The organism is Fontisphaera persica, from assembly GCF_024832785.1.
In the GTDB taxonomy this organism is placed as follows: domain Bacteria; phylum Verrucomicrobiota; class Verrucomicrobiia; order Limisphaerales; family Fontisphaeraceae; genus Fontisphaera; species Fontisphaera persica.
Map to the genome: position 1 here is coordinate 2,302,414 of NZ_CP116615.1, position 25,831 is coordinate 2,328,244.

At 60.4% G+C, this 25,831-nt stretch carries 19 protein-coding genes; 8 read left to right on the forward strand and 11 right to left on the reverse strand.

Annotated features, from left to right (window positions below; genetic code table 11):
• Positions 1 to 18: 18 nt before the first annotated feature.
• Together NXS98_RS08460 and NXS98_RS08465 are read right to left on the reverse strand one after the other, a co-directional pair.
• Positions 19 to 762, reverse strand: coding sequence for a DUF4136 domain-containing protein (locus NXS98_RS08460; RefSeq protein WP_283848056.1), 744 nt, complete (start codon positions 760 to 762; stop codon positions 19 to 21).
• Positions 763 to 831: 69 nt separating this feature from the next.
• On the reverse strand, positions 832 to 1,326 hold the full coding sequence (locus NXS98_RS08465; RefSeq protein ID WP_283848057.1) for a hypothetical protein: 495 nt from the start codon (positions 1,324 to 1,326) through the stop codon (positions 832 to 834).
• Positions 1,327 to 1,608: 282 nt separating this feature from the next.
• Here NXS98_RS08465 and NXS98_RS08470 point away from each other — a divergent pair, with 282 nt between their 5' ends.
• Positions 1,609 to 3,642, forward strand: coding sequence for a glycoside hydrolase family 140 protein (locus NXS98_RS08470; RefSeq protein ID WP_283848058.1), 2,034 nt, complete (start codon positions 1,609 to 1,611; stop codon positions 3,640 to 3,642).
• Between the two features lie 98 nt (positions 3,643 to 3,740).
• On the opposite strand, the gene NXS98_RS08475 is transcribed toward NXS98_RS08470, so the two are convergent.
• Together NXS98_RS08475 and NXS98_RS08480 are read right to left on the reverse strand one after the other, a co-directional pair.
• Positions 3,741 to 4,667 (reverse strand): dihydrodipicolinate synthase family protein, encoded by a 927-nt coding sequence (locus NXS98_RS08475; RefSeq protein ID WP_283848059.1) that lies wholly within the window; start codon positions 4,665 to 4,667, stop codon positions 3,741 to 3,743.
• A gap of 14 nt (positions 4,668 to 4,681) precedes the next feature.
• On the reverse strand, positions 4,682 to 5,977 hold the full coding sequence (locus NXS98_RS08480; protein WP_283848060.1) for an MFS transporter: 1,296 nt from the start codon (positions 5,975 to 5,977) through the stop codon (positions 4,682 to 4,684).
• A gap of 123 nt (positions 5,978 to 6,100) precedes the next feature.
• Here NXS98_RS08480 and NXS98_RS08485 point away from each other — a divergent pair, with 123 nt between their 5' ends.
• From NXS98_RS08485 to NXS98_RS08510, 6 genes are all read left to right on the forward strand, one after another.
• The gene (locus NXS98_RS08485) at positions 6,101 to 11,251 is read left to right on the forward strand and encodes a S8 family serine peptidase (RefSeq protein ID WP_283848061.1); all 5,151 of its coding nucleotides are present in this window, start codon (positions 6,101 to 6,103) and stop codon (positions 11,249 to 11,251) included.
• Positions 11,252 to 11,253: 2 nt separating this feature from the next.
• Positions 11,254 to 11,841: a pseudouridine synthase gene (locus NXS98_RS08490; RefSeq protein WP_283848062.1), complete on the forward strand. Its 588-nt coding sequence runs from the start codon at positions 11,254 to 11,256 to the stop codon at positions 11,839 to 11,841.
• Between the two features lie 127 nt (positions 11,842 to 11,968).
• A complete protein-coding gene (gene argC, locus NXS98_RS08495) occupies positions 11,969 to 13,051 on the forward strand; it encodes an N-acetyl-gamma-glutamyl-phosphate reductase (protein ID WP_283848063.1) in 1,083 nt (360 codons plus the stop codon).
• Positions 13,052 to 13,153: 102 nt separating this feature from the next.
• A complete protein-coding gene (locus tag NXS98_RS08500) occupies positions 13,154 to 14,449 on the forward strand; it encodes an NfeD family protein (RefSeq protein ID WP_283848064.1) in 1,296 nt (431 codons plus the stop codon).
• A complete protein-coding gene (locus tag NXS98_RS08505; RefSeq protein ID WP_283848065.1) occupies positions 14,446 to 15,240 on the forward strand; it encodes a slipin family protein in 795 nt (264 codons plus the stop codon). The genes NXS98_RS08500 and NXS98_RS08505 overlap by 4 nt, the downstream gene beginning before the upstream one ends.
• Positions 15,241 to 15,312: 72 nt before the next feature.
• Positions 15,313 to 15,867: a LeuD/DmdB family oxidoreductase small subunit gene (locus NXS98_RS08510; protein ID WP_283848066.1), complete on the forward strand. Its 555-nt coding sequence runs from the start codon at positions 15,313 to 15,315 to the stop codon at positions 15,865 to 15,867.
• 93 nt (positions 15,868 to 15,960) lie between these two features.
• Here the strand turns inward: NXS98_RS08510 and tsf are convergent, their stop codons facing one another.
• From tsf to NXS98_RS08525, 3 genes are all read right to left on the reverse strand, one after another.
• Positions 15,961 to 16,800, reverse strand: a complete 840-nt coding sequence (tsf, locus tag NXS98_RS08515) for a translation elongation factor Ts (protein ID WP_283848067.1) — start codon at positions 16,798 to 16,800, stop codon at positions 15,961 to 15,963.
• A gap of 48 nt (positions 16,801 to 16,848) precedes the next feature.
• A complete protein-coding gene (rpsB, locus tag NXS98_RS08520; RefSeq protein WP_283848068.1) occupies positions 16,849 to 17,652 on the reverse strand; it encodes a 30S ribosomal protein S2 in 804 nt (267 codons plus the stop codon).
• Positions 17,653 to 18,064: 412 nt separating this feature from the next.
• On the reverse strand, positions 18,065 to 19,555 hold the full coding sequence (locus NXS98_RS08525) for a 3-deoxy-D-manno-octulosonic acid transferase (protein WP_343214146.1): 1,491 nt from the start codon (positions 19,553 to 19,555) through the stop codon (positions 18,065 to 18,067).
• A 102-nt stretch (positions 19,556 to 19,657) separates the two neighbouring features.
• Between NXS98_RS08525 and NXS98_RS08530 the strand changes: the two genes are divergently transcribed.
• On the forward strand, positions 19,658 to 21,100 hold the full coding sequence (locus NXS98_RS08530; protein WP_283848070.1) for a purine-cytosine permease family protein: 1,443 nt from the start codon (positions 19,658 to 19,660) through the stop codon (positions 21,098 to 21,100).
• 87 nt (positions 21,101 to 21,187) lie between these two features.
• Here the strand turns inward: NXS98_RS08530 and NXS98_RS08535 are convergent, their stop codons facing one another.
• The 4 genes from NXS98_RS08535 to NXS98_RS08550 all read right to left on the reverse strand — a co-directional run bounded on the left by NXS98_RS08535 (position 21,188) and on the right by NXS98_RS08550 (position 25,831).
• Positions 21,188 to 22,420, reverse strand: coding sequence for an argininosuccinate synthase (locus tag NXS98_RS08535; protein ID WP_425499945.1), 1,233 nt, complete (start codon positions 22,418 to 22,420; stop codon positions 21,188 to 21,190).
• Positions 22,421 to 22,620: 200 nt separating this feature from the next.
• The gene (locus NXS98_RS08540) at positions 22,621 to 23,007 is read right to left on the reverse strand and encodes an FHA domain-containing protein (protein WP_283848072.1); all 387 of its coding nucleotides are present in this window, start codon (positions 23,005 to 23,007) and stop codon (positions 22,621 to 22,623) included.
• Positions 23,008 to 23,012: 5 nt separating this feature from the next.
• A complete protein-coding gene (locus NXS98_RS08545) occupies positions 23,013 to 23,621 on the reverse strand; it encodes a polysaccharide biosynthesis/export family protein (protein ID WP_283848073.1) in 609 nt (202 codons plus the stop codon).
• 20 nt (positions 23,622 to 23,641) lie between these two features.
• Complete coding sequence (locus NXS98_RS08550) at positions 23,642 to 25,831, reverse strand: GumC family protein (protein WP_283848074.1); 2,190 nt, start codon at positions 25,829 to 25,831, stop codon at positions 23,642 to 23,644.

Below are 25,831 nucleotides of genomic sequence, written 5' to 3' on the forward strand. Positions count from 1 at the left end.
AGTTCTTATGTTCGCATGTTATTTTGGCAGACGCCGGGCCACCTGGCGGGCGATGGTTTCGCTGACCTCCACCACCGAGGGAATACCAGCAGGGGGCGCTGGCCGGTATAAATGTTCGTAACCGCTCTGCCGCACAAAAGCACGGCGCATGGCAGTGCCCGACGTGACCCAAACCGTTTTGCCTGTTTGCAAATCCCGCAGGTAAAAGACCAGGGTGACGGTTCGCCGGCCACCGCTGACCACCTCGTAAGTCATGGGCGTGGCCACCGCCCCGTGGTAAAGGTATTCTTCCTGATAATTCCGGTACACCGTCTGGCTCTCTTGTGAACGGGCCACATCCACTACCAATGCATAACGGGCGATGTTGGTGAGGGCTGCCAGCGACGCGAAATGTTCGTCTGTCCATCGGCCGGTTTTGGCCACTTTTTTCATAAGGTCCTCGTGCCGGCTCTGGGTCATGGCCAGACGCGCCTGCTCCAGAGGCAGGAGCTTGAGCCATGGCCGCGCCTCCCGAAATTGCTTGAGGACCACCTCTCCCAAGGCATCCGCGGCCACATATTCCCCTCCCCCCAAAGCAGTCACTGCTGCCAGCACCACGCCCTCCTGCTCCAGACTGGACCGGGACGGAGCCGGCTGAGTTCTCACCGTTTGTACTGCCGTGCGGCAGCCCACGGCGACCAGCAACAGAACCATCAGTCCCACCCAGCTCCCGGGTCTGCGAATCAGGCGCGCGAGCTTTGCTGTTTCCCTCACCACAACCATGCGGATACAACTTGCGAAAGTTATACGTCAATTGCAAGCCATGCCTGCCAGCCGCCAAAGCGGCGGCGTTTAGGTCAACGTTGAAGCCACCCCGCAGGCATCCGCCATGGCGCAGAGCTGTTGGTAATATTCTTCCTCTCCCAAGCCGAGCAACGTGGCTCCGTAAAGCAAGGCGTGTTCATCTTTAATCAATTCGCCGTAATTGATGACAGGAATCAGGTAAGCCACCGCCAGCGGCACAAGGTCTGGCTTGTCGCGCAAGGCCGGGCGCAGATACAGCACCCGCATCGGGCCGGCTGGCTCCTGAGGGTCTGGTGCCGGCTCGGCAAACTGATGCGGCGCCATCGGCCCCAAATCAAACACCAGCCGCACCGGATGACGCACACAATCCGGATCACTCAAAAGTTGCGGCAATTTCTCAAAGGTCAGCGGCGCATGGCGGCCATGCGCAGCGCGCGCCTGCGCCAGCAAATGCTCGCGCAACCCCTGCTCGCCCAGCCGGCTGACGGCTTCCGGCGAGAGGTCGCGTAAAAATCCCGGAAACACCGGTGGCTGTGGTTCCATGGCCAACGATTATTCAGCCTGCGCGGCTTTTTGCCAAGCTTACATCCTCCTGCCGCAACCGGCATTACAGTTCACAGGGCGTGACATTAAAACGATGCCGAACAGAGGCGTTGCAGCAGGCGACTTGGGTGAATCGTGTTTCCAGTACCTGACGGCCAGAATCGTCCGATGAGGGCGTTATCCTCTTGTCTTGGGCTGAGGGACAAAACCCCGCGTAAAATCCAGCGCTTTTTCCCCTAAAGACCAGACTCCAACCTTGATTACGTCGTTATTCATGGCAATGTGGACGGTACCGACATGCTGACGCAAAGTATCACCGCTTTAACTACCAACTCCAACTCCAGCAACATGCGCCGCAACCTCACCCCCGCTTGCATTGCCACGGCCGCCCTGCTCCTCGCAGCGGCCATTGTGCCGGCCAACCCTGCCGGCCTGCCCTTGCACCAGCCCCGACAGCCCGATGGCCGGGGCGAGATTACCATTTCAGGCGAATTGAAACAGTGGCACAAGGTCACGCTGACGGTGGACGGCCCCTTCGCCCACGAGCAGGACAAGGAGCCCAACCCCTTCACGGATTATTGCCTCACGGTAGAATTTGTGCACGAGTCCGGCGCGCCGCGCTATCGCGTGCCCGGTTACTTTGCGGCCGACGGCAACGCGGCTCATTCCTCCGCCGAGGCAGGCACGCGATGGCGCGCCCATCTTTCCCCGGACAAACCTGGCCGGTGGACTTATACCATTTCCTTCCTTAGAGGCCCGCAAGCCGCCCTGCAAGACAAACCCACCGGCGCACCCGTAATCGGTCACGGCCGCACCGGCAGTTTTACCATCGCGCCCACAGACAAAACGGGCCGGGATTTTCGCGCCAGGGGCCGGCTGCAATACGTGGGAAAACACCACCTGCAATTTGCGGGCACCAGTGACTACTTCCTCAAAGCCGGCGCCGACGCCCCAGAAAATCTCCTGGCTTATGCGGACTTTGACGGCACGCATTCCCGCAAACTCAACCGCCAGGCGCGCCCCGGCGAGGCCTTGCCTGCGGGACTTAAAACCTGGCAGGCCCACGTGGCGGACTGGCGGCCGGGCGATCCCACCTGGAAGGACGGCAAAGGCAAGGGCCTGATTGGGGCGCTCAATTACCTCGCCGGCAAAGGCTGCAACGCCTTCTCTTTCCTTCCCTACAATGTCGGGGGCGATGGAAATGACGTTTGGCCTTTTGTCGAGCCCACGGAAAAAATGCACTACGACTGCTCCAAACTCGACCAATGGGGCATCGTGTTCGAGCACGCCACCCGCCTGGGATTGTATTTGCACTTCAAATTGCAGGAGACAGAGATGGATGACAACCGCCTCGGCGACCGCGACACCCCGGCCACGGTGCCGGCGGCGCTGGACGGTGGCGCCTTGGGGCCGGAGCGCAAACTGTATTGCCGCGAGCTGATTGCCCGCTTTGCCCACGCCCTGGCGCTCAACTGGAATCTGGGCGAGGAAAACACCCAGACCCCCGAGGAACAGCGCGCCATGGCCAGGTTTATTCGGGACACCGACCCGTACCACCACCCCATCGTCGTCCATACTTATCCGCACTGGCAGGACCGCGTGTACCCCCCCCTGCTGGGCGACCAATCGGTGCTGACGGGAGCGTCCCTGCAAAATGGCTGGGACCAAACACACCAACGCACCTTGAAATGGATTCAGGAATCGGCCAAGGCCGGCAAGCCGTGGGTGGTGGCCAATGACGAACAAGGCCCGGCTGACCTGGGCGTGCCGCCGGATCCCGGTTATGCCGGCTTCAACGGCAAGGCCCAGCAGGGCAACCGAACTTATGATTTGCATGACATCCGCAAGCTCACCCTCTGGGGCAACCTCATGGCGGGCGGCGCCGGTGTGGAGTATTACTTCGGCTACAAATTGCCGCAAAACGACCTGGCCTGCGAGGATTGGCGGAGCCGCGACCGCTCCTGGGACTACTGCCGATTGGCCCTGCAATTCTTTGCCGACCACAAGATTCCCTTCTGGGAAATGCGCAATGCCAACGCGCTCATCGGCAATCTGAAAAACGACAACAGCAAATACTGCCTGGCCAAAACCGGCGAAATCTACCTGGTCTATTTACCCAATGGCATGCAGAGCGGGCCGGTGGAATTGGACCTGACAGGCGCCGCCGGCGTTTTCAAAGTGCAGTGGTTTAACCCGCGCGCGGGCGGACCTTTACAAAACGGCTCCCTCACGACGGTCAATGCTGGCGCCAAAGTTTCCCTGGGCGCACCCCCTGCCGACCCCGCAGAAGACTGGCTGGCCGTGGTTCAAAAGTAAAAATCCATGCCATGAGCGGCGCGGGGGCAATGGCAGGCAAGTTCTGAGGAAACACTCTTGAGTTGATACAGGCCAGGTGACTGCACGGAGAGCTTGGCTTATGCCGTTTTGCCCAACCATTCCCAGAATCCCAGCCGCTCCAGCTCCCGGTGCAGTGATTGCCTCTCGGTTTCGCTCAACCAACGCAAGGGCGGCCGCGTCGGTCCCACCTCCACTCCCACCATGGCCATTACCGCCTTGCTGGCCGGTAAAAACCCGTAACGGGCCAATAATTCAATGAGCTGCACCGCGCGGTATTGCTCCATGCGAGCGGCATCCCAATTCCCGCGTGCAAATGCCCCCATAAGCCGGTGGTATAAAGGCGCGGCAAAATTATAAGTGCTGCCCACCGCTCCCCTGGCCCCCAGCGCCAGGGCCGCCAGCAGCCATTCATCCCGCCCCCAAGCCACATCCAAGGTTCCGCCTGCTGCGCGCAGGCAATGCTGATAAGCCATCAAATCGCTGCCCGTGTATTTTAACCCGGCAAAATTGGGGATGCGCTCCGCTGCCTGCTCCACAAAATCCGGCATGGATAGGTGGACCCCGGTAAAGCCCGGGATGTCGTAGTAATAGAAGGGCGTCTCGGGTGCCGCCGAAGCCACCCCTGCACACCAATCCACCAAATCCGCCACCGTGGCCGGCTTGTAATAACTGGGCGCCAGGGCGCCCATGGCAATAGCACCGTGACGTTGGGCGCTGGCCGCCAGCGTGCGGGCATCCTCCAAAGCATTGGCTCCCACGTGCACAACAACTTTCATTTCCATCCCCTGCGTTACCGAAAGCCAGCGTTCGGTCAACGCCAGCCGTTCAGGCATAGTCAGCGAAGCCCATTCGCCCGTGGTGCCGCCAATGAACACCCGGCACACATCCTGTCTCAACAAGTGCTCTGCCTGCCGTTCGACTGCGGCCAGATGCAGCGTGCCGTCAGGCAGAAATGGCGTGTGTGGCGCGGCCACAATGCCGTGCAAGGGATGATGTGGTTTCATGGTCATGACTGTTTTCAAGGGCCGGTCATCGCGGGCGGGTCATCCCGCTGCCGGGGCTGAATGAGTAGCACAAGGCTGACGGACAACAAGGCCACCACCGAAAAAATCCCAAAAATGGCGAGCAAAGGCACCCGCTGGTCACGCAGGATGCCAAAAAACCAATCGGCCAGCCCACCACAACTGATGCTGACCATGTTCATCAACCCATAACCGGTGGCGCGCAAGTGAGGGCGCGTCACCTGGCATAGAATGGGCATGTTGTTGGCGTCAAAAAATCCCCAGCCCCACCCAAATAAAACCAGAAAACTGACCGCCACCCACAGCCTGCCCGTTTGCGGCGAATATCCCACACCAAACATCGCCACAGCCACGCAGACTGTGCCGATGGCGCTGGTATAAATCCGCCCTCGGACATCACGCCGGCTCCATCGGTCCGCCAGCCAGCCGCCGGCCAGCGCACCAAAAATACAGGCCACCATCCAGTAGAGAGTTGCCGACACCCCCGCCTTGCCTTGTCCAATCCCAAACTCGGCCTTCAACACGGCCGGCATCCAATCGCGCACAATCCATGCCGCCATGGCCGGCAGGGTGAAGTAAAGCACGAGCAGGATGAAACCGAGGTTGCCGAACAGCTCCCGCAAAGCCCGGCCAGGCGGTGCGCCGGAGGCCGCGGCCACATCCGCGCGAGGCGGGGCGTTGCGCAACGCCCAAAACAAGGGCGCCGCATAAACCACGCCCAGGACACCACACACATCAAACAGCCAGCGCCAGCCCAGTGAGGGATGATCCGCAGCATAACCGCTGAATCCCCCGATGATAACCCCCAGGTAGATGCCCAATTGATGCAGTCCCACCGCCCGCGAGCGGGTTGGTCCCGCATGATAATCCGCAATCAATGCCAGAGCCGCCGGAATGTAAAACGCCTCGCTGATGCCCATGATGGCGCGCGTAGCCATGAGTTCACCGTAAGTCTGCACCTGGCCCGTCGCCCACGTGATGGCCGACCACGCCGCCAGACTAAAAACAATGACATGCCGCCGACTGAAACGGTCGGCCAGGTAGCCCCCAATCGGGCTCATCAGCGCATAAGTCCATTTGAACAAGGCCAGAATCTTGCCCCAGTTGGCTTCCAGTTGAATGTCCGGAATGTCGGCCATGACCGAAAACTTCATGGCCGCCAGCATCTGCCGGTCCATGTAATTCAACAATGCCACGGGCACCAGCAGCACTACCACGCGCCACGCACCGGCGCTCGGCGTGGCTCCAGAGGCAGGAGGAACGGTCGTCTGAGCGTTACGGTCTGAGGGCATGTTCAAGCCGCTGATTGACAACATTGTAAAAGGCACGCCGCCACCGGGCCAGTGATTTGTCGCAAGCATGTCTTTTCCCTCGCCCGGGTTGTCGGCACGCTGGTTTTCGGTTAAAGTACCAGTGTGAAGTATCTCAGCAAGGGCGCCAGAAGGCGCAGGTGTGGCGGGTGGGCGCTGGTGGTTCTCATTTGGTTGTGGAGTCTCGCAGGAGCATTGGCCGCCAACCGCGAAATCCGCCTGCGGAATGAGCGCATCACCCCGCCGCCCAAGACCGCCGCCGCCAGCGCCAACCTCGTGGCTGTACCACCCGTGAATGGCCTGTTTCTCATTCAGTTTACCGGGCCATTGCAACCGGAATGGCGTACGGAACTGGCTGCCCAAGGGGTGGATTTGTTATGGCATGTGCCCGAGGATGCTTTTGTGGCCCGGCTCTCTGAAGTCTCCGTGCCGGCGCTGACGGCGCGCCCCTATGTGCAATGGGTGGGAGAATACCGCCCGGAACATAAGGTGCTACAAGGGCTTTTCCCTCCCCTGCTCGCGGCTGGCGAGCAGCCTGGGCGGCCCATTCGGGTTCTCCTCGCGCCCCGGCCCCGGCCGGCGGAGCTGGCCGCCTTGCGGCGGCTCTGGCCGGGTTTTGAGCGCGCCACCCGCACCCGTGACACATTGATTTGGCATGGCTGGGCCACCCCTCAACAGGCCCAGCGTCTGGCCCAGTCCCCGGCCGTGCTGTGGATTGAACGCGCCGCCCAACCCCAATTATACGATGAAATAGCCACGAAAATTGTGGCGGGCGAGGACGGCAACATCGGCACCCGCGCCCTGGTGCATCAACTGGGCTTTGACGGCACCGGCGTGACTGTCAGCGTGGCCGACAGCGGCCTGGATACCGGGCGGGCCTCGCCCATTCACCCTGACATCCGGGGACGCATTGGACCGTTTTTCTATTACGGCGCTTTAACCGATGCCTCCGATGAACACGGCCACGGCACGCATGTCGCCGGCATCATTGCCGGCAACGCTGCGACGCAGGAAACGGATGAGTATGGTTACCTCTATGGCCTGGGGGTGGCCCCTGGTGTGCGGCTGGTCACCCAGCGCATGTTTGACGGGGCCGGCATGTATGAGGCGCCGCCCAGTTTTGCCACGCTCACCCGCGATGCCGTGCGGGCCGGGGCGGAGATTGGCTCCAACAGTTGGGGCGATGACACTCATGGACGTTATGACCTGAGCGCCATGGAGTTTGACGCCCTGGTGCGCGATGCCGATGAACTGGCCTTTGGTGACCAGCCTTACATCCTCGAGTTCTCCGCCGGCAACGCCGGCCCCGGCGCGCAAACCATCGGCAGCCCGGCGGTGGCGAAAAACGTCATTGCCACCGGCGCCTCACAAAATGACCGCACCGGTTTCTTTTTGTTTGAGGACGGCATTGAAACCATGGCCGATTTTTCCAGCCGCGGCCCCTGCGAAGATGGACGCATCAAGCCGGACGTGGTCGCGCCCGGCACGTGGATTGCCTCGCTCAAATCCTCGTTTGCCCCCGAAGACAACGCCTGGGCGCCCATTTCCTCCTATTACTTCTACATGGGCGGCACCAGCCAGGCCGGCCCGCACGTTTCTGGCGCTGCCGCAGTGTTTGTTCAATATTATCGCATGACGCACACCAACCAGACGCCCTCGCCCGCCCTGGTCAAGGCCGCGCTGATTGACTGCGCCTGGGACATGGACGACACCGTGGAAACCGGACCCGTGCCCAATCACGATGAAGGCTGGGGCCGGGTGGACCTGACCGAACTCATCGGAGGAGAACGCCGGCATATCATGGTGGACCAAACGGTGACTTTGGCCACCGGCCAGGCCTGGGAATACCGCTTTGTGGTCAGCGGCAGCGCCGAACCGTTGAAAGTCACGCTGACCTATACCGATGTCCCCGGCCTGCCGGCCGCGTTGCCCGCGCTGGTCAATGATTTGGATGTGGTCGTCATCGGCCCGGACGGCACGCGCTATCACGGCAATCAAATCTGGGAGGGCGAATCCGCGCCCAACCCGCCGTCCTACGACAACCTGAACAACGTGGAGGGCGTGCGGCTGAACGCTCCCACCCCCGGCCAATACACCGTCCGCGTCCAGGCGCGCAACGTGCCCATGGATGCCCGGGCGGATACTCCCTTGGTGGACCAGGACTTTGCGCTGGTGATTTCCGGACTGCTCCCCGTGCCGGGGATGGGCGCCATTTTCATGGACCGCAGTTTCTACCGGGCGACAGACACGGTTAAACTATCGCTTTTCGACTCGGATTTGGCCGGCCAATCCACGGTTTCGGTACGCATCCACAGCGCCACCGAAACCAACGGGGAGCCGGTGACACTGACTGCTGCCGGCACTGTGGGACTGTTCACCGGCGCTGTGGCCACTGCCTCTGGCCCTGCCGCATCCGATGCGCGCCTGCAAATCGCTCATGGCGATTGGATTGAGGCTCGTTATCTGGATGCCTCGGCCAACACCTGGCGCACGGCCACAGCCCAGGCCGATTTCATTCCGCCGGTCATTAGCTCGCCTCTCATCACCAATCAGCTTGGCCGCATGGTGATTAGCTGGACTACGGATGAACCTGCCAGTGGGGCCCTGTATTTTGGCGTTACCCTGACCACGGCAACCAATCTGGCAGCCGCGCCGCGCCGGAGTACATCGCAGGAAGTTGAGTTGACGGATTTAATCCCCGGCCAGCGGTATTTCTTTTATCTGGTGGCCGAGGATGTTGCCGGCAACCGCCGCACCAACAACCACGCCGGCGCCGGTTTCCAGTTCATCGCCGTAGCCGCGCCCACCTTGTTACTGGTGGATGATTACACCACTTTCCCCATGGACGACAGCCCCGGCGTGCCGCTCTCGGCCTACACCAACGCGCTGGATGCCAGCGGGATAAGTTATGCGGTCTGGCCAGTGGCCACCCGCGGTTATCCCACCACCAACGACCTCAAGGCGTTCAAAGTTGTCTGGTGGCGTCTGAGCGATAGTTTGTATGGCGGCCTGTATGGCTACCAGGGCTTGCTTTCCGCCCAGCAAAACACCTTGCATCAATATGTCCAGTCCGGTGGCGGACTATTACTGGCTTCCATGGAGTTGCTCTCCCGCCTGGGCACCAGCGAGGGAAGCATGGCCTTCAAGTCCAACGTGCTGCGGGTGGCCTCGTTCGTTGAAGATGCCGGGGTGGATACCATCCAGGGCGTGGCTTTTGATTCCACCACCAGCGGTGTGCTGATGGACCTGGATTACAGCAATTACGCCAGCGACTTTCTGGAATTGCTCGGCCAGTCGCCCAACGTGGCCGATGTCATCTTCCCCACCACCAATGCCGTCCCCATTCTCTATGCGGCCGGCACCAGTGAAATTGTGGGGATTCGCTCGCCTCCGCTCGGCACCGATGCCACCGGCCGCGTGGTGTTCCTGGCCTTCCCCATTGACGCCGTGCCTCTGACCGGCCCCGCGCCCAATAACCGCGCCAGTCTGGTGCGCAACCTGGTGGACTTCCTGGCCCCCGGCGAAGGCGGGCGGGGCGCCATTGCGCTGGACCGCAGCCACTACACCGTGCCCAGCCAGATGATTATTGAGGTGGGCGACAGTGATTTGGCCGGCCAGGGCACCCTGACCATCACCGTCCGCAGCCCCACCGCCACCAACGGTCTGAATGTCCAGCTAACGGAAACCGTCGGCCGAGGACTGTTTCGTGGGTTCCTCTCCCTGGTGCCCCCCACTAATGCGCCGACGCCCGGACGGCTGCCTGCCCGCCATGGCGATACCCTGATGGCGGAATACTTGGACGCCTCTGCCAATGCCCTCTTGCGCTCTCATGCCCTGGTGGACACGACCCCGCCGGTTATCTCCAATGTGCTCGCCGAACCGGACTACGAGGACATCACCATTTCCTGGACCACTTTGGAACCCGCTGAAGCGCTGGTACAATTCGGGGAATCGCCCTCCCCCCTGGCGCTTACCCGCACCGCGTATCGCGCCACCACCGACACTGACCACGAGTTGATGCTCAACGGACTGTTGCCCGATAAAACCTATTACTTCCAGGTGGTCAGCCGGGACGCCGCCGGCAATGTAACGGTGGATGACAATCAGGGCCAATACTACGCCGCCCGCACCCTGCGCCCCCGCACCGTACCGCTTGCGGAATCCTTTGATGCCACCGACGGCGGCTGGAGTGTGTTCAGCGGCGACGACTCCATGACGGACTGGATGTGGGGCGCGCCCAACAACCCGTGGGGAGAAACTGCGGCCCATTCGCCGCCCCACGCCTGGGGCAGCAACCTCAATGGCCGCCGCCTGGACTGGGCTGAAACCTTCCTTATCAGCCCAGCCATCAACCTCACCGGCGGCAATCAATTCAAACTCCATTTCTGGCACAGTTACGATTTCTTGGCCCAGAGCGAATTAGACATACTGGAAACCGGAATCCTGTATGTCTTCACCAATCGTCTGAGTGACCCGGTTACGCTGGCCGAGTATTACGATTTCTCCGCCGGATGGACTGCGGAGGAAGTTGACCTCTCGGCTTATGCCGGCCGCACCGTCTATCTAGTCTGGCATTACCTCCTGCTGTCGCTCGAACCAGCCCCGCGGGCGGGTTGGATGGTGGATGATGTCAGCATCACGGTCACCAATATCACCCCCGGCACCATCATCATCACCAACAACCTGGACCAAACCCTCTTTGCCCTCACCGGCCCCGTCAACCGCAGTGGCGCTGGCACCTTTGCCCTTATCACCAACGCACTTCCCGGTGACTACCAGATTCAGTACTCCGACGTGCCCTACTACACCAAACCCGCCACCCAAAATGCCCGCCTGGAAAGCGGCCAGACGCTGGTGTTCACCGGCCAATACACCTTTCCTGATACCAATCAAAACGGTCTTTCCGATGTGTGGGAACAGGAATTCTTGGGCGTGGTGTCACCCGGCTACACTGGCGCCGGTGACACGGATGGTGACGGCATGAGCGACGCCGCCGAGTTCATTGCCGGCACCAACCCCACCAATGCCCTGTCCCGTCTCGCTTTTACCCCGCCCGGACGCAATCCTGACCGCAGCGTGCAAATTACCTGGCCCACCCTGCCCGGCCGCGCCTACCGCCTGCACGGCTCCACCAACCTGACCCAGTGGTTTGTGGTGCGCGATTGGCTGCGCGCCAGCAGCAGCTTTCTCACCCTGCCCTTGGACAATGCCACCAACCCACCCGCCCTCTGGCTGCGGTTGGAAGTGCGGCCGTAACCATGCTCATCGCCCTGAATAAACCGTTTGGGGTGCTTTCCCAGTTCACGTCGGATGGCTCGGCCAACCGGACGCTGGCGGATTTTCACCTTCCCCCGCGCGTCTATCCCATTGGCCGGCTGGACGCCGACTCCGAAGGCCTGCTGCTGCTCAGCGATGAACCCGAATGGAATGCCCGCCTTCTGCATCCCCGCCGTGGTCACCCGCGCGAGTACTGGGCGCAAATTGAGCGCGTGCCCACCGATGCGGCGCTGCAAAAGCTGGCGTGCGGCGTGGTTGTTCAAGGTCATCGCACGCGTCCCTGCCGGGTGTGGCGCCTGGAACCGCCGCCGGAGGTGCCGCCACGCGACCCCCCCATCCGTTATCGCAAAAACGTGCCCGATTGCTGGATTGCCCTGGAATTGACCGAAGGGAAAAACCGCCAGGTGCGGCGTATGACGGCAGCCATTGGGCATCCCACCCTGCGGTTGATTCGCGTGCGCATCGGTGGGTTCTGGCTGGGGGATTTGCCCGCCGGCCAATGGCGTGTCCTCACCCCTGCGGAAAGGGAACAAGTCAGCGTCCAACATCCCCTTTCCCCTGCCCCTTAAAGTGCCGGGTTTGATTTGGACTTCGGATTTTCGCCAGGGCTCTGGCGAAAACCCGGCCTGGTTCACGCGGAGGTCCCGCTCGCCTTTCTGCTGGATAATTTTGGCGGGCGGCCAATAATCGCCCGCCATGATGAGTGCGTTGAATCAGGCTCAGACAGTGCGGGTGGCCATTGTGGGCGCCTCCGGTTACTCCGGCGAAGAACTGGTGCGGCTTTTACTGGGACACCCGGCCGTGAAACTGACGGCGGTCACTTCCCGCCAATATGCAGGTCAGCCATTGACCCAGGTCTTTCCGCGTTTCGCCGCCCTGCCCAAGGCGCGGGACATCTCTTTTGTTGAGCCGGCCGTCGAGCATCTGGCCCGCGAGGCGGACATTGTGTTTCTGGCATTGCCGCACGGTGTGGCGGCCGAGTTTGCCCAGCCCCTGTTGGCGGCCGGGCGGCGGGTGATTGACTTGAGCGCAGATTTCCGCTTGCGCGATGCCGCCGTGTACAAAGATTTTTACGGGCATGACCACCCCGCCCCCCAACTCCTGGCGCAAGCGGTTTATGCGCTGCCAGAGGTGTACCGCGAGGCCATTCGCGGGGCGCAACTCATCGCCTGCCCTGGCTGTTATCCCACCAGCATACTCCTGCCGCTGATTCCCTTGTTGCGGGCCGGCCTGGTCTCGCCACAGGGCATCATTGCCAATTCCCTGAGTGGCGTGAGCGGCGCCGGACGGAAGGCCGAGCTGGATTATCTGTTCTGCGAATGCAACGAAAGCGTGCGCGCTTACGGCATTCCCAAACACCGGCATCTCTCTGAAATCGAGCAGGAACTCTCCCTGGCGGCCGGGCAACCAGTCACCATTCAATTTACGCCGCACCTCATTCCGGTGAACCGGGGCATACTCACCACGCTGTATTTGACCCCGACAACCTCAGCACAAGGCGCCGAAGCTGCCGCCGCCCTCAACCGCCGAGTGGCGGAATGTTATGCCCAGGCCTATGCCCATGAGCCTTTTGTGCGCCGACTGGAAGGCAAGGCTCTACCCGATACCAAGCATGTTACCGGCACCAATTTCCTCGACCTCGCCTGGCGGGTGGACCCGCGCACCGGAAGGTTGCTGGTCATCAGTGCGGAAGACAATCTGGTCAAGGGCGCCAGCGGCCAGGCCGTGCAAGCCATGAACATTGCCTGCGGCTTCCCGGAAACCACCGGTCTGTTTTGAGGTGGCGGGGAATCCTTTGGCCGTTCGCCGCTCTCCGCCAAAAGACATGTTTTCTGCCTGATGTCATTGACCCACCCTGTGGGGAGAGAGTAAATTAATGACATGGTACACAGGCTGTTCTTGGGGTGCCTGTTGGGGCTGGCATGCAGCGGCTGGAGCGCTGAACAGGCCGCAATTATTCAAATTAAAGGGGCCATAGGCCCGGCCACCGCGAGCTACATCAGCCGCGCCATTCGTGTGGCCGCTGAGGCCAAAGCCCAGTGCCTCATCATCCAACTGGATACCCCCGGCGGCTTGTTGGACAGCACCAAGGACATTGTGCAGTCCTTCTACGATTCGCCGGTCCCCACGGTGGTCTATGTCGCCCCTTCGGGCGCCAGTGCCGGCAGCGCCGGATGCTTCATCACGCTGGCCGCGGACATTGCCGCCATGGCGCCGAATACCACCATCGGGGCCGCCCACCCCGTGGCCATGGGGGGCGGCGGGAGCGACCAAAAACCCGATGAGGTGATGAAGCAGAAAATGGAGAGCTTTGCCACCAGCTTCATCGAAAGCATTGCCCACCGGCGCCAGCGCAATGTGGAATGGGCCAAGGCCTCCGTGCGTGAAAGCGCCAGCCTCACCGCCGAGCAGGCGCTGGAGAAAAAGGTGATTGATTTGCTTGCCAAGGATGTCACCGACCTGTTGCAGCAAATGGAGGGACGTCAGGTCCAGGGGCGCACGTTGAAAACCAAGGAAGCCCAGGTAATGCCCATTCCGATGATTACCCGCGAGCGCGTCTTCCAGATGCTCTGGCGGCCGGAAATCATGTTCATCCTGATGCTCATGGCCGTTTATGGCATCCTGGGTGAACTGAGCAATCCCGGCGCCATTTTGCCGGGGGTGGTGGGGGCCATTTCGCTGATTCTGGCCCTTTATCTGGCGGCGGTGTTGCCGGTGAATGTGGCCGGGGTGGCGTTGCTGCTGCTGGCGGTGGGATTGTTCATCGCTGATATTTACGCCACCACCCACGGAGTGCTCACCGTGGGCGGCATCATCAGCTTCTTCCTGGGGGCCCTCATGCTGTTTGACCGGACGGAGCCGCTGTGGCGGTTGTCGCTGGGCATGATTATTCCCGCCACGCTGATTACCGCCGCCTTTTTCATTTTGGTGGTGGGGGCCGGCTTGAAAGCCCAATTCCTCAGCCCCAAAACCGGCAAGGAAAGCATGATTGGGCAAACCGCACGGGTCATCGCCGCCACCGGCCCCGGCGCCGCCCGGGTTTTTGTCGAAGGTGAATACTGGAATGCCGTCAGCCCAGAGGACCTCGCCCCCGGCCAACAGGTGGAGATTGAGGCGGTGGAAGGGCTGACGCTCAAAGTAAAACCCAAATCCTCAACCCAGGAGAAACAGCCATGAACATGTTGGAAAAACTGATGGGCGCCCTCGGATGGATTATTCCGGTTGTTGTGCTTGCCTCACTGGTGTTACCTTCCATGATTCGGGTGCTGCGCGAGTACGAGCGCGGCGTCATCTTCCGGCTGGGCAAACTGCTCGGCGCCAAGGGGCCGGGGCTGATTTTCCTCATCCCCGTCGTAGACCGCATGGTCAAGGTGGATTTGCGTGTCGTCACCATTGACGTGCCGCGCCAGGAGGTGATGACCCGCGACAATGTGCCCGTCACCGTGGATGCCGTGGTCTATTTCCGGGTGGTGGACCCCAATGCGGCGGTGGTCAAGGTGGAGCATTATTTGCGCGCCACCGCCCTCATGGCCCAAACCACCTTGCGCAGCGTGCTCGGCCAGGCCGAGCTGGATGAATTGCTGGCCCATCGGGAAAAAATCAACCAGACCTTGCAGGAAATTCTCGACCGCCAGACCGATGCATGGGGCATTAAAGTGACCTCGGTGGAAGTGCGCGATGTGGTGCTGCCCGATGGCATGAAGCGCGCCATGGCCAAGCAGGCCGAGACCGAGCGCGAGCGGCGCGCCAAAATCATCAACGCTGAAGGTGAATTTCAGGCGGCGGAAAAGCTCGTGCAGGCGGCCGCCATGATTAGCAAGGAACCGGTGGCCCTCCAATTGCGTTTCCTGCAAACCATGCGTGAAATCTCCAGCGAGCACAATACCACCACCTTCCTGCCCCTGCCCATTGACTTGTTCTCCGCCTTCATCAAGAAAATGGAGGAACCCCCGCGACGGGAAGGGTAAGCAGGCGCTGAAGATGGGCCGGCGCGTCAATTCCGGTTGAAAAATCCGCCCGCCGGCGGCATCTTACCCCCCATGCAAAGTGTGATTAAGGGTCCGGTCTATGTGGTGCGGGACAACATTGACACTGACCAGATTATTCCCGCGCAGTTTTTGAATCTCGTGCCCACCATTCCGGCTGAGTACGAGAAACTGGGCAGCTTTGCCCTGTGGGGCCTGCCGGAGTCGCAATACCCCATCCGCTATGTCAAGGAAGGCCAGCTCGACAGCGAATACCCCATTGTCATTGCCGGACGCAATTTCGGTTGTGGCAGCTCCCGGGAACACGCGCCCATCGCCCTGGGCTCCGCCGGCTGCCGCGCCGTGGTGGCCGAGAGTTTTGCGCGCATTTTCTTCCGCAACTGCGTGGCCACCGGCGAACTTTACCCCTGCGAAAGCGTGGACCGGTTATGTGAAATCCTGCAAACCGGGGACGTAGTCACCATAGATTTGGACGCCGGCACCGTCACCGTCGAGGCCACCGGCAAAGTTTTCAAGCTCAAGCCGCTGGGCGATGTGCGCCCCGTGGTGGACGCCGGCGGGTTGTTTAATTACGCCCGCAAAACCGGCATGATTCCCAGTCGAAGCTGAAACCAATCCGGCGCCAAAATACGCTTCAACAAACAAGGCGCTTCCTTGCGGAAGCGCCTTGTTGTTTTAAGTGAAGGTTACGGTGTCGCAGCATCAGGCTGTCGTCTCACCCACCTGGAAGCGGACAAAGCGGCGCACCGTAATCTTGTCGCCTAATTGCTTTGCCACCTCCTCGATGTACTTGCCCACGCTGATTTCGCCGTTGCGTTTGACGAAACCCTGGTCCACCAGACAGTAACCCTGATAGAACTTCTCCAGTTTGCCCGCCACAATCTTCTCAATGGCCTGGGGCGGCTTGCCCTTGGCCTGCTCGGCGGCGATTTCGCGCTCCTTGGCCACCACGTCCGCCGGAGCCTGCTCGCGCGACACCACATACGGATGCCCCGCCGCAATTTGCAGCGTGATGTCCTTCACCAGCTCGCGGAATTGTTCTGTCCCGACGGTGGCTTCCTTCTCCGCACCCACTTCCACCAGCACGCCCAACTTGCCGCCGGTGTGGATGTAGGCGGCCACCATGCCATGGCCGCTCACTTCGATGCGCGCATGCCGGGCAATGGCAATCTTTTCGCGGATGGCGTTGAAAATGGCCAGCCGGTCCGGCTCCAGGTCCACCTGAGGGTCCGCCGCCAGCTTCCGGGCGCATTCCTCCGCAAACTTGATGAAGCTCTCGTTGCGCGCCACAAAGTCCGTGATGCAGTTGACCTCGATAAGCACGCCCACGCGCGCGCCGGGCGCGATATATTGGGCAATCACACCCTCGCGCGCCTCGCGGCCTTCCATCTTGGCGGCGCCGGCAATGCCTTTCTTGCGCAGGTATTCCACCGCCGCTTTCAAGTCGCCGTTGGTTTCCACCAATGCCTTTTTGCAATCCATCATGCCCACGTTGGTCATCGCCCGCAATTGCGCGACCAGGGCAGCAGTAATCTCAGCCATAATGCATTAACTCCAATTCCTGGGTTGAAGGTTGGTAAAATCTCCGGCTCAAGCCGTTGGCGCCGGGGCCGGGGCCGGGGCCGCCACCACGGGCGCCGGGGCGGTCGGCGTCGGAGCTTCCTCGGCCGGTTTCTGACGGGAACGGCCCGCTTCCAGTTCGGTCCTGGCCTTGGCAATAGTGGCCACGACGGTGTTCAAAATCAACCGCACCGAGCGAATGGCGTCATCGTTGCCCGCAATGGGGTAAGTGATGGGATCCGGATCGCAGTTGGTATCCACAATCGCCACAATGGGAATCTTCATCCGGACCGCCTCGGCCACGGCGTTGTGCTCGCGCCGTACGTCCACCACAAACATGGCCGCCGGGGGGCGGTGCATGTCGCGGATGCCGTCCAGATACTTGAACAACCGGCTGTGCTCGCGCCGGATTTTCGATTGCTCCTGCTTGCCGTAACCGGCCAGCGTGCCATCCGCATCCATCTTCTCAATCTGCTTCATGCGCTTGATGGAATTGCTGATGGTCGCAAAATTCGTCAACGTGCCGCCCAGCCAGCGCTCGGTCACAAAGAACTGCCCGCAGGCCTTGGCCGCTTCTTTCACCGCCTCCTGGGCCTGCTTTTTGGTGCCCACAAACAGCACCGACCCGCCCTTGCGCACGGTGTCATACAAAAAGTCACACGCCGTCTCCAACTGGGCCAGCGTCTTGCTCAGGTCAATAATGTGGATGCCGTTGCGCGCGTCGAAAATGAACGGGCGCATCTTGGGATTCCACCGGCGGGTCTGATGCCCAAAGTGCACCCCCGCCTCCAGCAGTTCTTTTACACCGACAGTGATCTTGGCTTGGCTCGTCATGCAATTGTTCCATTAGGTTGCCAGCCGGCGTTGTGCGCCAGCCATCCCGCGGAACCCGGGATTATCTACCGTTGTTGTTATGGCCGCCGCGCCCAGATGGACGCGGTACACATTAAGGCCGTTCACCCTTTGCGGTTGCCCGCAAGGAGCCGGAAACATAGCAAATCCCGGCCTCCCGGCAACAGGAAATTTTGCGGCCCAAATTGGGGCTTGGCCACCCCTCCCCTCCAGGGTCAGGCAACCTCGCCCACTCCATCGGGAGGATGCCCGATTGCGGATGAGAAATGGCGGTCGCGCACGAATTTTCCTTGCCAGCCCAGGCGTTTTTTGCTTGGATAACGGCACCCAAACAAACCGGACTTGGCAGGCGCGTTGTGCTCGTCGGCCATCTTCCCAAACAACCAAACGCCTTCTATTCCCTTTTCGCCTCTGGGGCAGCCAGCGGCGGCTCAGCAATGTAGATATCCTCCCGCAGACGCAACTGGGCCAGAATCATTTCCACCGTGCGATCCACCGCCCCCAGATTTTCCTGCACCACCCGGTAAGCCTGCCGGCCCATCTCCAACCGCCGGGCTTCGTCACTCAACAAACCGGCCACCGCCTCCTCAAGCTCCGCCGCATGAGCGACTTGTAATGCGCCGCCCCGGCTGACCAGGAGCCGCGATACCGCCTCGAAGTTCTGCATGTTCGGCCCGAAAATGACCGGCCGCGCCAAAGCCGCTGGCTCCAGGGGATTCTGGCCCCCTTCGGCCGCCAGGCTTTTGCCCACAAATACCACATCGGCATGGGCATAGAAATGGCGCAATTCACCCGTGGTATTGACCAGCAGGCAATCCACCTCCCCCGTCTCCAATTGGGTGGTGGCCGTGATTTGATTGCGGAAAAACACGCGCGCCCCCGCCGCCACCATGTCCTCCATGGCCTCCTTAGCCCGTTCAAAATGCCGGGGCACGACAACCAGGAATAAATCCGGAAATCGCTGCCGCAGACGGAGAAACACTTCAGTCACGATTTTTTCCTCGCCCGGATGCGTGCTGCCGGCCACCCAGATTTTGGCGTTGGTCGGCACCGCCAACTGGCGCAACATGCCAGGCACATCCAGCACTTTACGCTCCTCCAACTGGGCGGCGTCATACTTTAAGTTGCCCACGACGTGCACGGCCTCCGGACGGCAGCCCAGGCGCCGCAATTTCTCCGCGTCCGCCTCATTTTGGCATCCCACGCCGGCAAATCCGGCAAACAACGGCCGAAACAAGCCGCCCAGCAGCCGGTACCCGCGATACGAACGGGCTGAAAGACGGGCATTGACGAGAAACACGGGGATGTTAAGGCGATGGAGGCGAGTTAAAAAATTGGGCCAGATTTCCGCCTCCACCAGCACCACCGCCACGGGATGCAGCACGGCAATGGCCTTGCGCACGTATTTGGGAAAATCAATGGGGTAATACACCTTGAGAATGTGGGACGGCAACCTTTTCTCCAATTCCCCCATGCCGGTGGTGGTGGTGGTGGAGACAACGATTTTGACATTGGGCAGGCGGGGTTCCAGCGCACGGATTAACTGCGTGCAGAGATTCACCTCACCCACACTTACGGCGTGCAGCCACAAGACCTGGCGGTTGGTCACGGCATGACGCACATGGCCACCGTATCGCGCAAAACGCTGGCCAAAGCCCCGGCGCCAATTTCCCCTCCTCCACAATTTAAGAAAATACCAGGGCGCACTAAGGATAAAGCCCAGTGTAAACAGCAGGTTATAAATCCAATGCCACACTGGCTCCATAAAACTGAAAACTGCCCGCAACTCAAGTCCAAAAGACCGAACCAGGTCTCCCTCCATGCCGTCGCAGGAGGGTGGGCCTGGCATAAACGCAAAACCAACCCATCCGCAGCCCTTGCCCATCTCACGCCTTTCAGTTGCTGCCGCCCGCCGCAGCAGACACGGTCAATCACTCCGCATTTTTCTGCTTGAGCGATTTATAAGAAATCGGCATAAAGCAACGCCATGAGCAACAACACCGCAAACACACTACCGACGTATATCACCAGTGCCACACCGAATCCGGCCTCCAACCGGGCGCCGTGGTACAAAAACACTGCCCCCACCTACGCGGGCATTTTCTTGTGGTTTGTGTTCTGGTCCAGTGCCTCCGGAAGTGACAATGTTGCCCAAAGCACGCTGGCTCAAGGCATTGGCTGGGCGTTGATCAGCTTGATCATCTCCGCCCTCGTCTGCCATTTCCTTTTCTATTTGGTGCCGGGTCTTTTTGGGCAAAAAACCGGTTTGCCGTTGTATATCGTGGGCACCTCGACTTTTGGCGCCAACGGCGGCTTCATCATGCCGGGTTTCCTCATGGGCGTGCTGCAATTCGGGTGGTTGGGCGTGAACGTCTATTTCTCCGCCTGCGCCATTGGCGGCTTTTTTGATGCCAAAATCAATCCTGGCGATTTTTCCACCATCCCCGTGTGGGTAAAAATTGTGATGGTGGTCTGGGGTGCGCTGGCCGCGTTCGTGGGGTTGAAAGGCATCCAATATGTCGCCAAGGTGGCGACCTACCTGCCGCTGATTCCTCTGGCCATTCTGATTCTGATGTTGGTCAAGACCCTGGGCAGCGTGGGCGACTTCAAGCCGGAAGTGCTCACCGCTCCGGCAGCCGTCACAGAAGCCTTGACGGGCAAGGCCGCCATGCTGGACGCCTTTGGCGTGCTGGCCTTGATGCTGACCGTGGTGGTGGGCTTCTTCGCCACGGCGGGCGCGGCGGGGGTGGACTTTGGCACCAACAGCCGCGACTGCAAAGACGTGCAATGGGGCGGCTTGGTGGGCATTGCCCTGGCCATCATCTTCACCGCCGGCGCGGCGCTGCTGATTGTGGCAGGCGTTTATGGCAATCCGGAGCTGATGAAGAAAGCCATGACGGATAAAGCCGGTTTGAACGCCTTCAACATGATTGGCGTCATCTTCTCTCAAGATACTGCCCGCTGGTTCAAGCTGGGGCTGGCCATTGCGGCCTTCCCGCCGGCCTGCTTCTCTTCGTTCATCGCCGCCAACAGCTTCAAGACCACCCTGCCCAAGGTGAATCCTTTTGTTTCCGTGGGCATCGGCGCCGCCGTCAGTATCCTGCTGGCCGTTTTCGGCATTGCCGGCAAGGCGGTTCAGGTATTCCAGATTATCGGCGCCTCCTTCGGCCCCATCTGCGGCGCCATGCTGGTGGATTATTTCATCAACGGCAAACGCTGGACCGGACCGCGCGCGGGCTTCAATCCGGCGGGCTGGATTGCGTGGGCGCTGGGCTTTGTGGTGGGCATTCTGCCGTTCCTCAAGGTGAACGTCCCGGCGGCGCCTGTGGCGGCGTTTATCGTGGGCGCAGTTGTGTACTTCCTCTGCGCCAAAGCCGGCCTGCAATCGCAGGTCGTGCCGCTGCCGGCTGCGGAAAAGCAAGCCGCCTGATTCCACTTGCAAAAAAACCGTCCCTCCTGCGCAGGAGGGACGGTTTTTTATTTCCCAGACGGCTGGCGAAAACGCCCGGCGCCAGTCTTAGCGGCGATTCAGGGGGCCATGGACTTTGGCGGCCACTTTCAACCGCAAGGCATTCAACTTGATGAAGCCGGTGGCATCGCCCTGGTCGTAGTCGCGGGTCGGGTCCGCCTCCATCGTCGCAATATGCGGGTTGTAGAGACTCACGGGGGACTTGCGGCCCGCCACCATGATGTTTCCTTTGTAGAGTTTGACGCGCACCGTGCCCGTCACGTTGCGCTGGCTTTCCGTGACCAGGGCCTGCAGGGCATACCGTTCCGGACTGAACCAGTAGCCGTAATAAACCAGCTCGGCATAGCGGGGGATGAGAGAATCCCGCAGGTGCATGACCTCGCGGTCCATCGTCAATGATTCAATCTGCCGGTGCGCAAAATGTAAAATCGAGCCGCCCGGCGTTTCATAAACCCCCCGCGATTTCATGCCCACGTACCGGTTTTCCACCATGTCCACCCGGCCGACGCCATGTTTGCCGCCCAGTTTGTTGAGCTTCTTCATCACCCCCAACGGCGAGAGTTTTTCGCCGTTCACCGCCACGCAATTGCCCTGCTTGAACTCCAACTCCACATACTCGGGGCGGTCGGGCGCGTCTTCCGGCGCCACCGAAAGCTTGAACATGTCCTTGTGCTCCGGCGCAAACATGTCCGTCCACGGATCCTCCAAAATGCCCGCCTCAAAGGAAATGTGCAGGAGATTGCGGTCCATGGAGTATGGCTTTTGGGCGGTGGCCTGCACGGGGATGCCTTTGGCCTCGCAGTACTGAATCATCTCGGCCCGCCCGGGGAATTGGGCCCGAAAAGCCGCATCCCGCCAGGGGGCAATCACCTGAATGTCCGGCGCAAGCGCGGCGGCGGTCAATTCAAAACGCACCTGGTCATTGCCCTTGCCGGTGGCCCCGTGGGCGATGGCATCGGCCTTCTCTTTGCGGGCAATTTCAATCATGCGCTTGGCAATCAACGGACGCGCGATGCTCGTGCCCAGGTAGTACTGGCCTTCGTAAATGGCCCCCGCCTGAATCATGGGGAAGATGAAATCCCGCGCAAACTCCTCCTGCAAATCGTCAATATAGACCTTGGAGGCGCCGGTTTTTTTGGCCTTTTTTTCCAGGCCTTTTAGCTCCTCCTCCTGGCCGATGTTGGCGCAGAAGGCAATCATTTCCGCGTTGTACTTTTCTTTGATCCAGGAGAGCAGCACTGAGGTGTCGAGGCCGCCCGAATATGCCAGCACGATTTTCATAATGTTCAAAGTTGCGGGCTTGATTCAACGGCAACCGTGCCGGGAAGTCAAACTTTACGCTGCAAGTCGTGGGGAGTGCCTTCGGAATGGTGCGGAATTGCCGCCTTGCCAGTTTATCGTTGGGCAATCCCCTTCCCCTGCCCTGTTGCTGCTGTCTGTGCGGGAGGTTTGCCAGAAAACGAGGCCATACCGGCGCCACCTCATCGCAGCCAGTAAAGCAACGCGATTTGCAGGCCCGTTAAAACCGCCAGCAATCCCCAGGTGAACCACTCCCTCATCCTCAAGGAGCGCAACGGCGCCGGAGCCAGCCAGAAACGCAATTTCAGTCCGCCCAGTTCCAGCAAGTCACCGTTGCGCAGGCGCGCCGCCCGCGCCGGTGCGCCGTTGATGACCAAAGGCGCTTCCGCCAGGGCGGTCACCCAAATCCCCTCATCCGCCAGCAACTCAAACCGCAAATGCTCGTCCCAGACGCCCGGTTCCTCCGCGCGCAAATCAGCCCCCGCCTTGCGTCCAACGCCAAAAGGCAAGCGGCGGGCCGTTTGCACAGTGCCCGCCGCCCTGCCGGATAAAATTTGCAACTGGAACATGCGCCTTACAGCCAGCGCCGCGGCACATTGATGGTGTCGCCCGGAAAGACCGGCAAATCCAGCGCCGGATTTTTTTCCGCCTTCTCACAATCCACCTTCTCGGTGGAGCCGTCCTGGCGGGAAATGGTGACACTGTCTTTCTTGCTGAACTCCGTGAAGCCGCCCGCCGTGGCAATGGCGCGGGTGACCGTCAAGTCTCCGACGTAAGGATAGCGGCCGGGCAGCTTGACGAACCCATAGACGAAGAAGAACCGGTTCTCCGTGGACATTACAATCACGCTCAGGTGTTTGTAATACTTCTGCTCCAGATACGCGGTTCGGATTTCATTTTCCAGTTGGGACGGCGTTTTGCGCGCCGCTTGCACCTTGTTGATGTATGGCAACGTGATGGTGCCGTCCTCCTTGATGCGCTGCTCGAACGGCGGCTTGCCCCGCCATTCGGGATGTTCCAGGGAGATTTTGATGATGTCCCCCACCTGGAGCAACTGGCTGCTCACCGTATTGGTGGGTTCGGAAGCCGTCACCCGCGTTTGCAGCCCACCCAGGGCCAGAAAAACCAAACAAGCCAGTCCCCAACCCGCCATCCACTGTGCCAGAATAGAATGCCGCTTCATACAGCTCGCACAACCAACATTTAGTATTTTTGTTTGATTTCCACCTCGGACGAAGCCGGGCTGGCCTCCCCGCCGCTGCGCTTGCTCTTGCGGCGGCCGGAGGATTTATCATCGCTGTCCTTGTAATAAGACTCTTCGAAGTAACCGCTGTAGTAATAATAATAAGAGTCGGAGGACATATTGATGTTGTTGAGCACAATGCCCATGAGGTTGCCGCCCACCTTTTCAATCATCTGCTTGGCGCGGATGGTCATGGGCTGCGGGTAGCGGCGGTACTGAATAATTTGCAGCGTCATGTCCACCTCGCTGGCAAGGATGGAAGCATCGCTGATGCCCATGATGGGCGGTGAATCAAAGAACACAAAATCATAACGCCGCTTCAATTCGGCAATCATCTCCTTCATGGCGGGAGAATTCAAAATGCCCATCGCGCTGCTCGGCAGTTTGCCGCTGGGCATGAAATCCAGCGTGGCAAGACTGGTGGTTTGAATCACCTCGGGCAGGCTGTTTTGTTTGAGCAGGAAGTTGGTCAAGCCCACGCTGTTGGAAACGCCCAGCCGCTTGTGGAGGCTGGGACGGCGCAGGTCCGAGTCCACCAGCAGCACCCGGCTGCCGCTCTGTGCGAAGACCACCGCCAGGTTAAACAGCGTGGTGGATTTGCCTTCGCCCGCGCCGGCGCTGACCACCGTGAGCGTATTCCAGTGGTCATCCTTGCGGGAGAACAACAAATTGGTGCGTAATACTCGATAGGCCTCCGCATGGGGGCTCTCCGGCCCCTCCTCCAACAAGTTGCCCACATTTTGCGGGATAACCCCAAGCACTGGCGCCTGCAGCGCGCGCTCCACATCGTCAATGGTCTTCACGCTGGTATCCAGGTACTCCACAAAGAACGCCAGCCCGATGCCCAGCACCAGCCCCGCCACCACCCCCAGGCTGATGTTCAGGATTTTTTTGGGCCGCACCGGGCGCAAAATCGGCTCGGCCTGGTCCACCATCTTGACCACGGAGTATTGAATTTTCTGGTTGTCCAGAATGGCGGCCTGGATGCGCATGGCCAATGCGTTTTTCACCGAGCGCGCGGTCTCCAATTCCTCCTTGGCGGAATAATACTCCATCAAACGAGACCCCGCCTCGCGGTCTTTTTTCTTGGCCTCATCCAGGCGGTGGGCCAGTTCCTCCACCCCCGCCTTGCTTTTCTCCACCACCGCCCGGAGTCCTTCCAGGATGCCGGTCAGCCGCTCGTCCACCAGCCGCTCCTGGGTGTTGAGCAATTGCACCAGGCGCTTGTATTCCGGATGCGCTTCCCCGTAGTCTTCGGCTGTCAGCGCCAGTTGCTGCTCCGTCTTGTTCAAGTCCTCCAGCAGCGTCATCAGAATGGTGTCAGGCTGCACGGTGACCAGCGCCCGTTTCAATTCCGTGCGCGTCATTTTGGCCAGCTTGGTGTACTGCGCATTCAGCTCGACATAACGCGCCTGTGCATCCACATGCACCGCGTCGAGCCGGCGGATGGTTTCGGAATCCAAGGTGCCATAAACGCGCCCGCTGTAGGGATCAATGTCATTGATCTCCAGGTTTTTCCGTAAATGCACCACATTCGATTCCCGCGCGGAGTATTCCTGCTCCTTGAGTTTCAGTTCATCCTGCAAGGTTTGAATGCCCTTTTCCACCAGGGTCAAACGGGTGCGCTGCCGGTATTCGCGGTACGCCTCCGCGATGGCGTTGGCAATTTCAGCCGCCTCTTCCGGTTTCTGGCTTTCCACCCGAATTTCAATGATGGTGGTATTGCGATAAAGATTCAAATCCACCATCCGCCGCAGGAGCAACCGGGTCTCGTCCATGCGGTAGGGCACCTGCATGCCATCCCGCTCCGCAAAGCGCTCATTCAACCGGAGCTTGTTGATAACCGCGTCCAGCACCGTGCCGGATTTGATGATCTCAAACTGGGTTTGCATCCAGTAGGGATCAAAGGTGGCCAGTATGGGCCGCTCACGGAATCCCTCCACGTCCGGCATGTCTTTTTCCACCTCAATGCGGGCGACGCTTTCGTAGGTGGGGGGAAGAAACTGGGTGACCAGGGTGGTGGTCAGCACCACCAGCATGAATACCGTTAAAATGACGGTCTTCCGCACCCGGATGATACGCCAGTAATCCAGGAAGTGCAGCTTCGTTTCTGCCGGCGGCGCGCCGAAATTTTTCGTGCTGTCCATCAT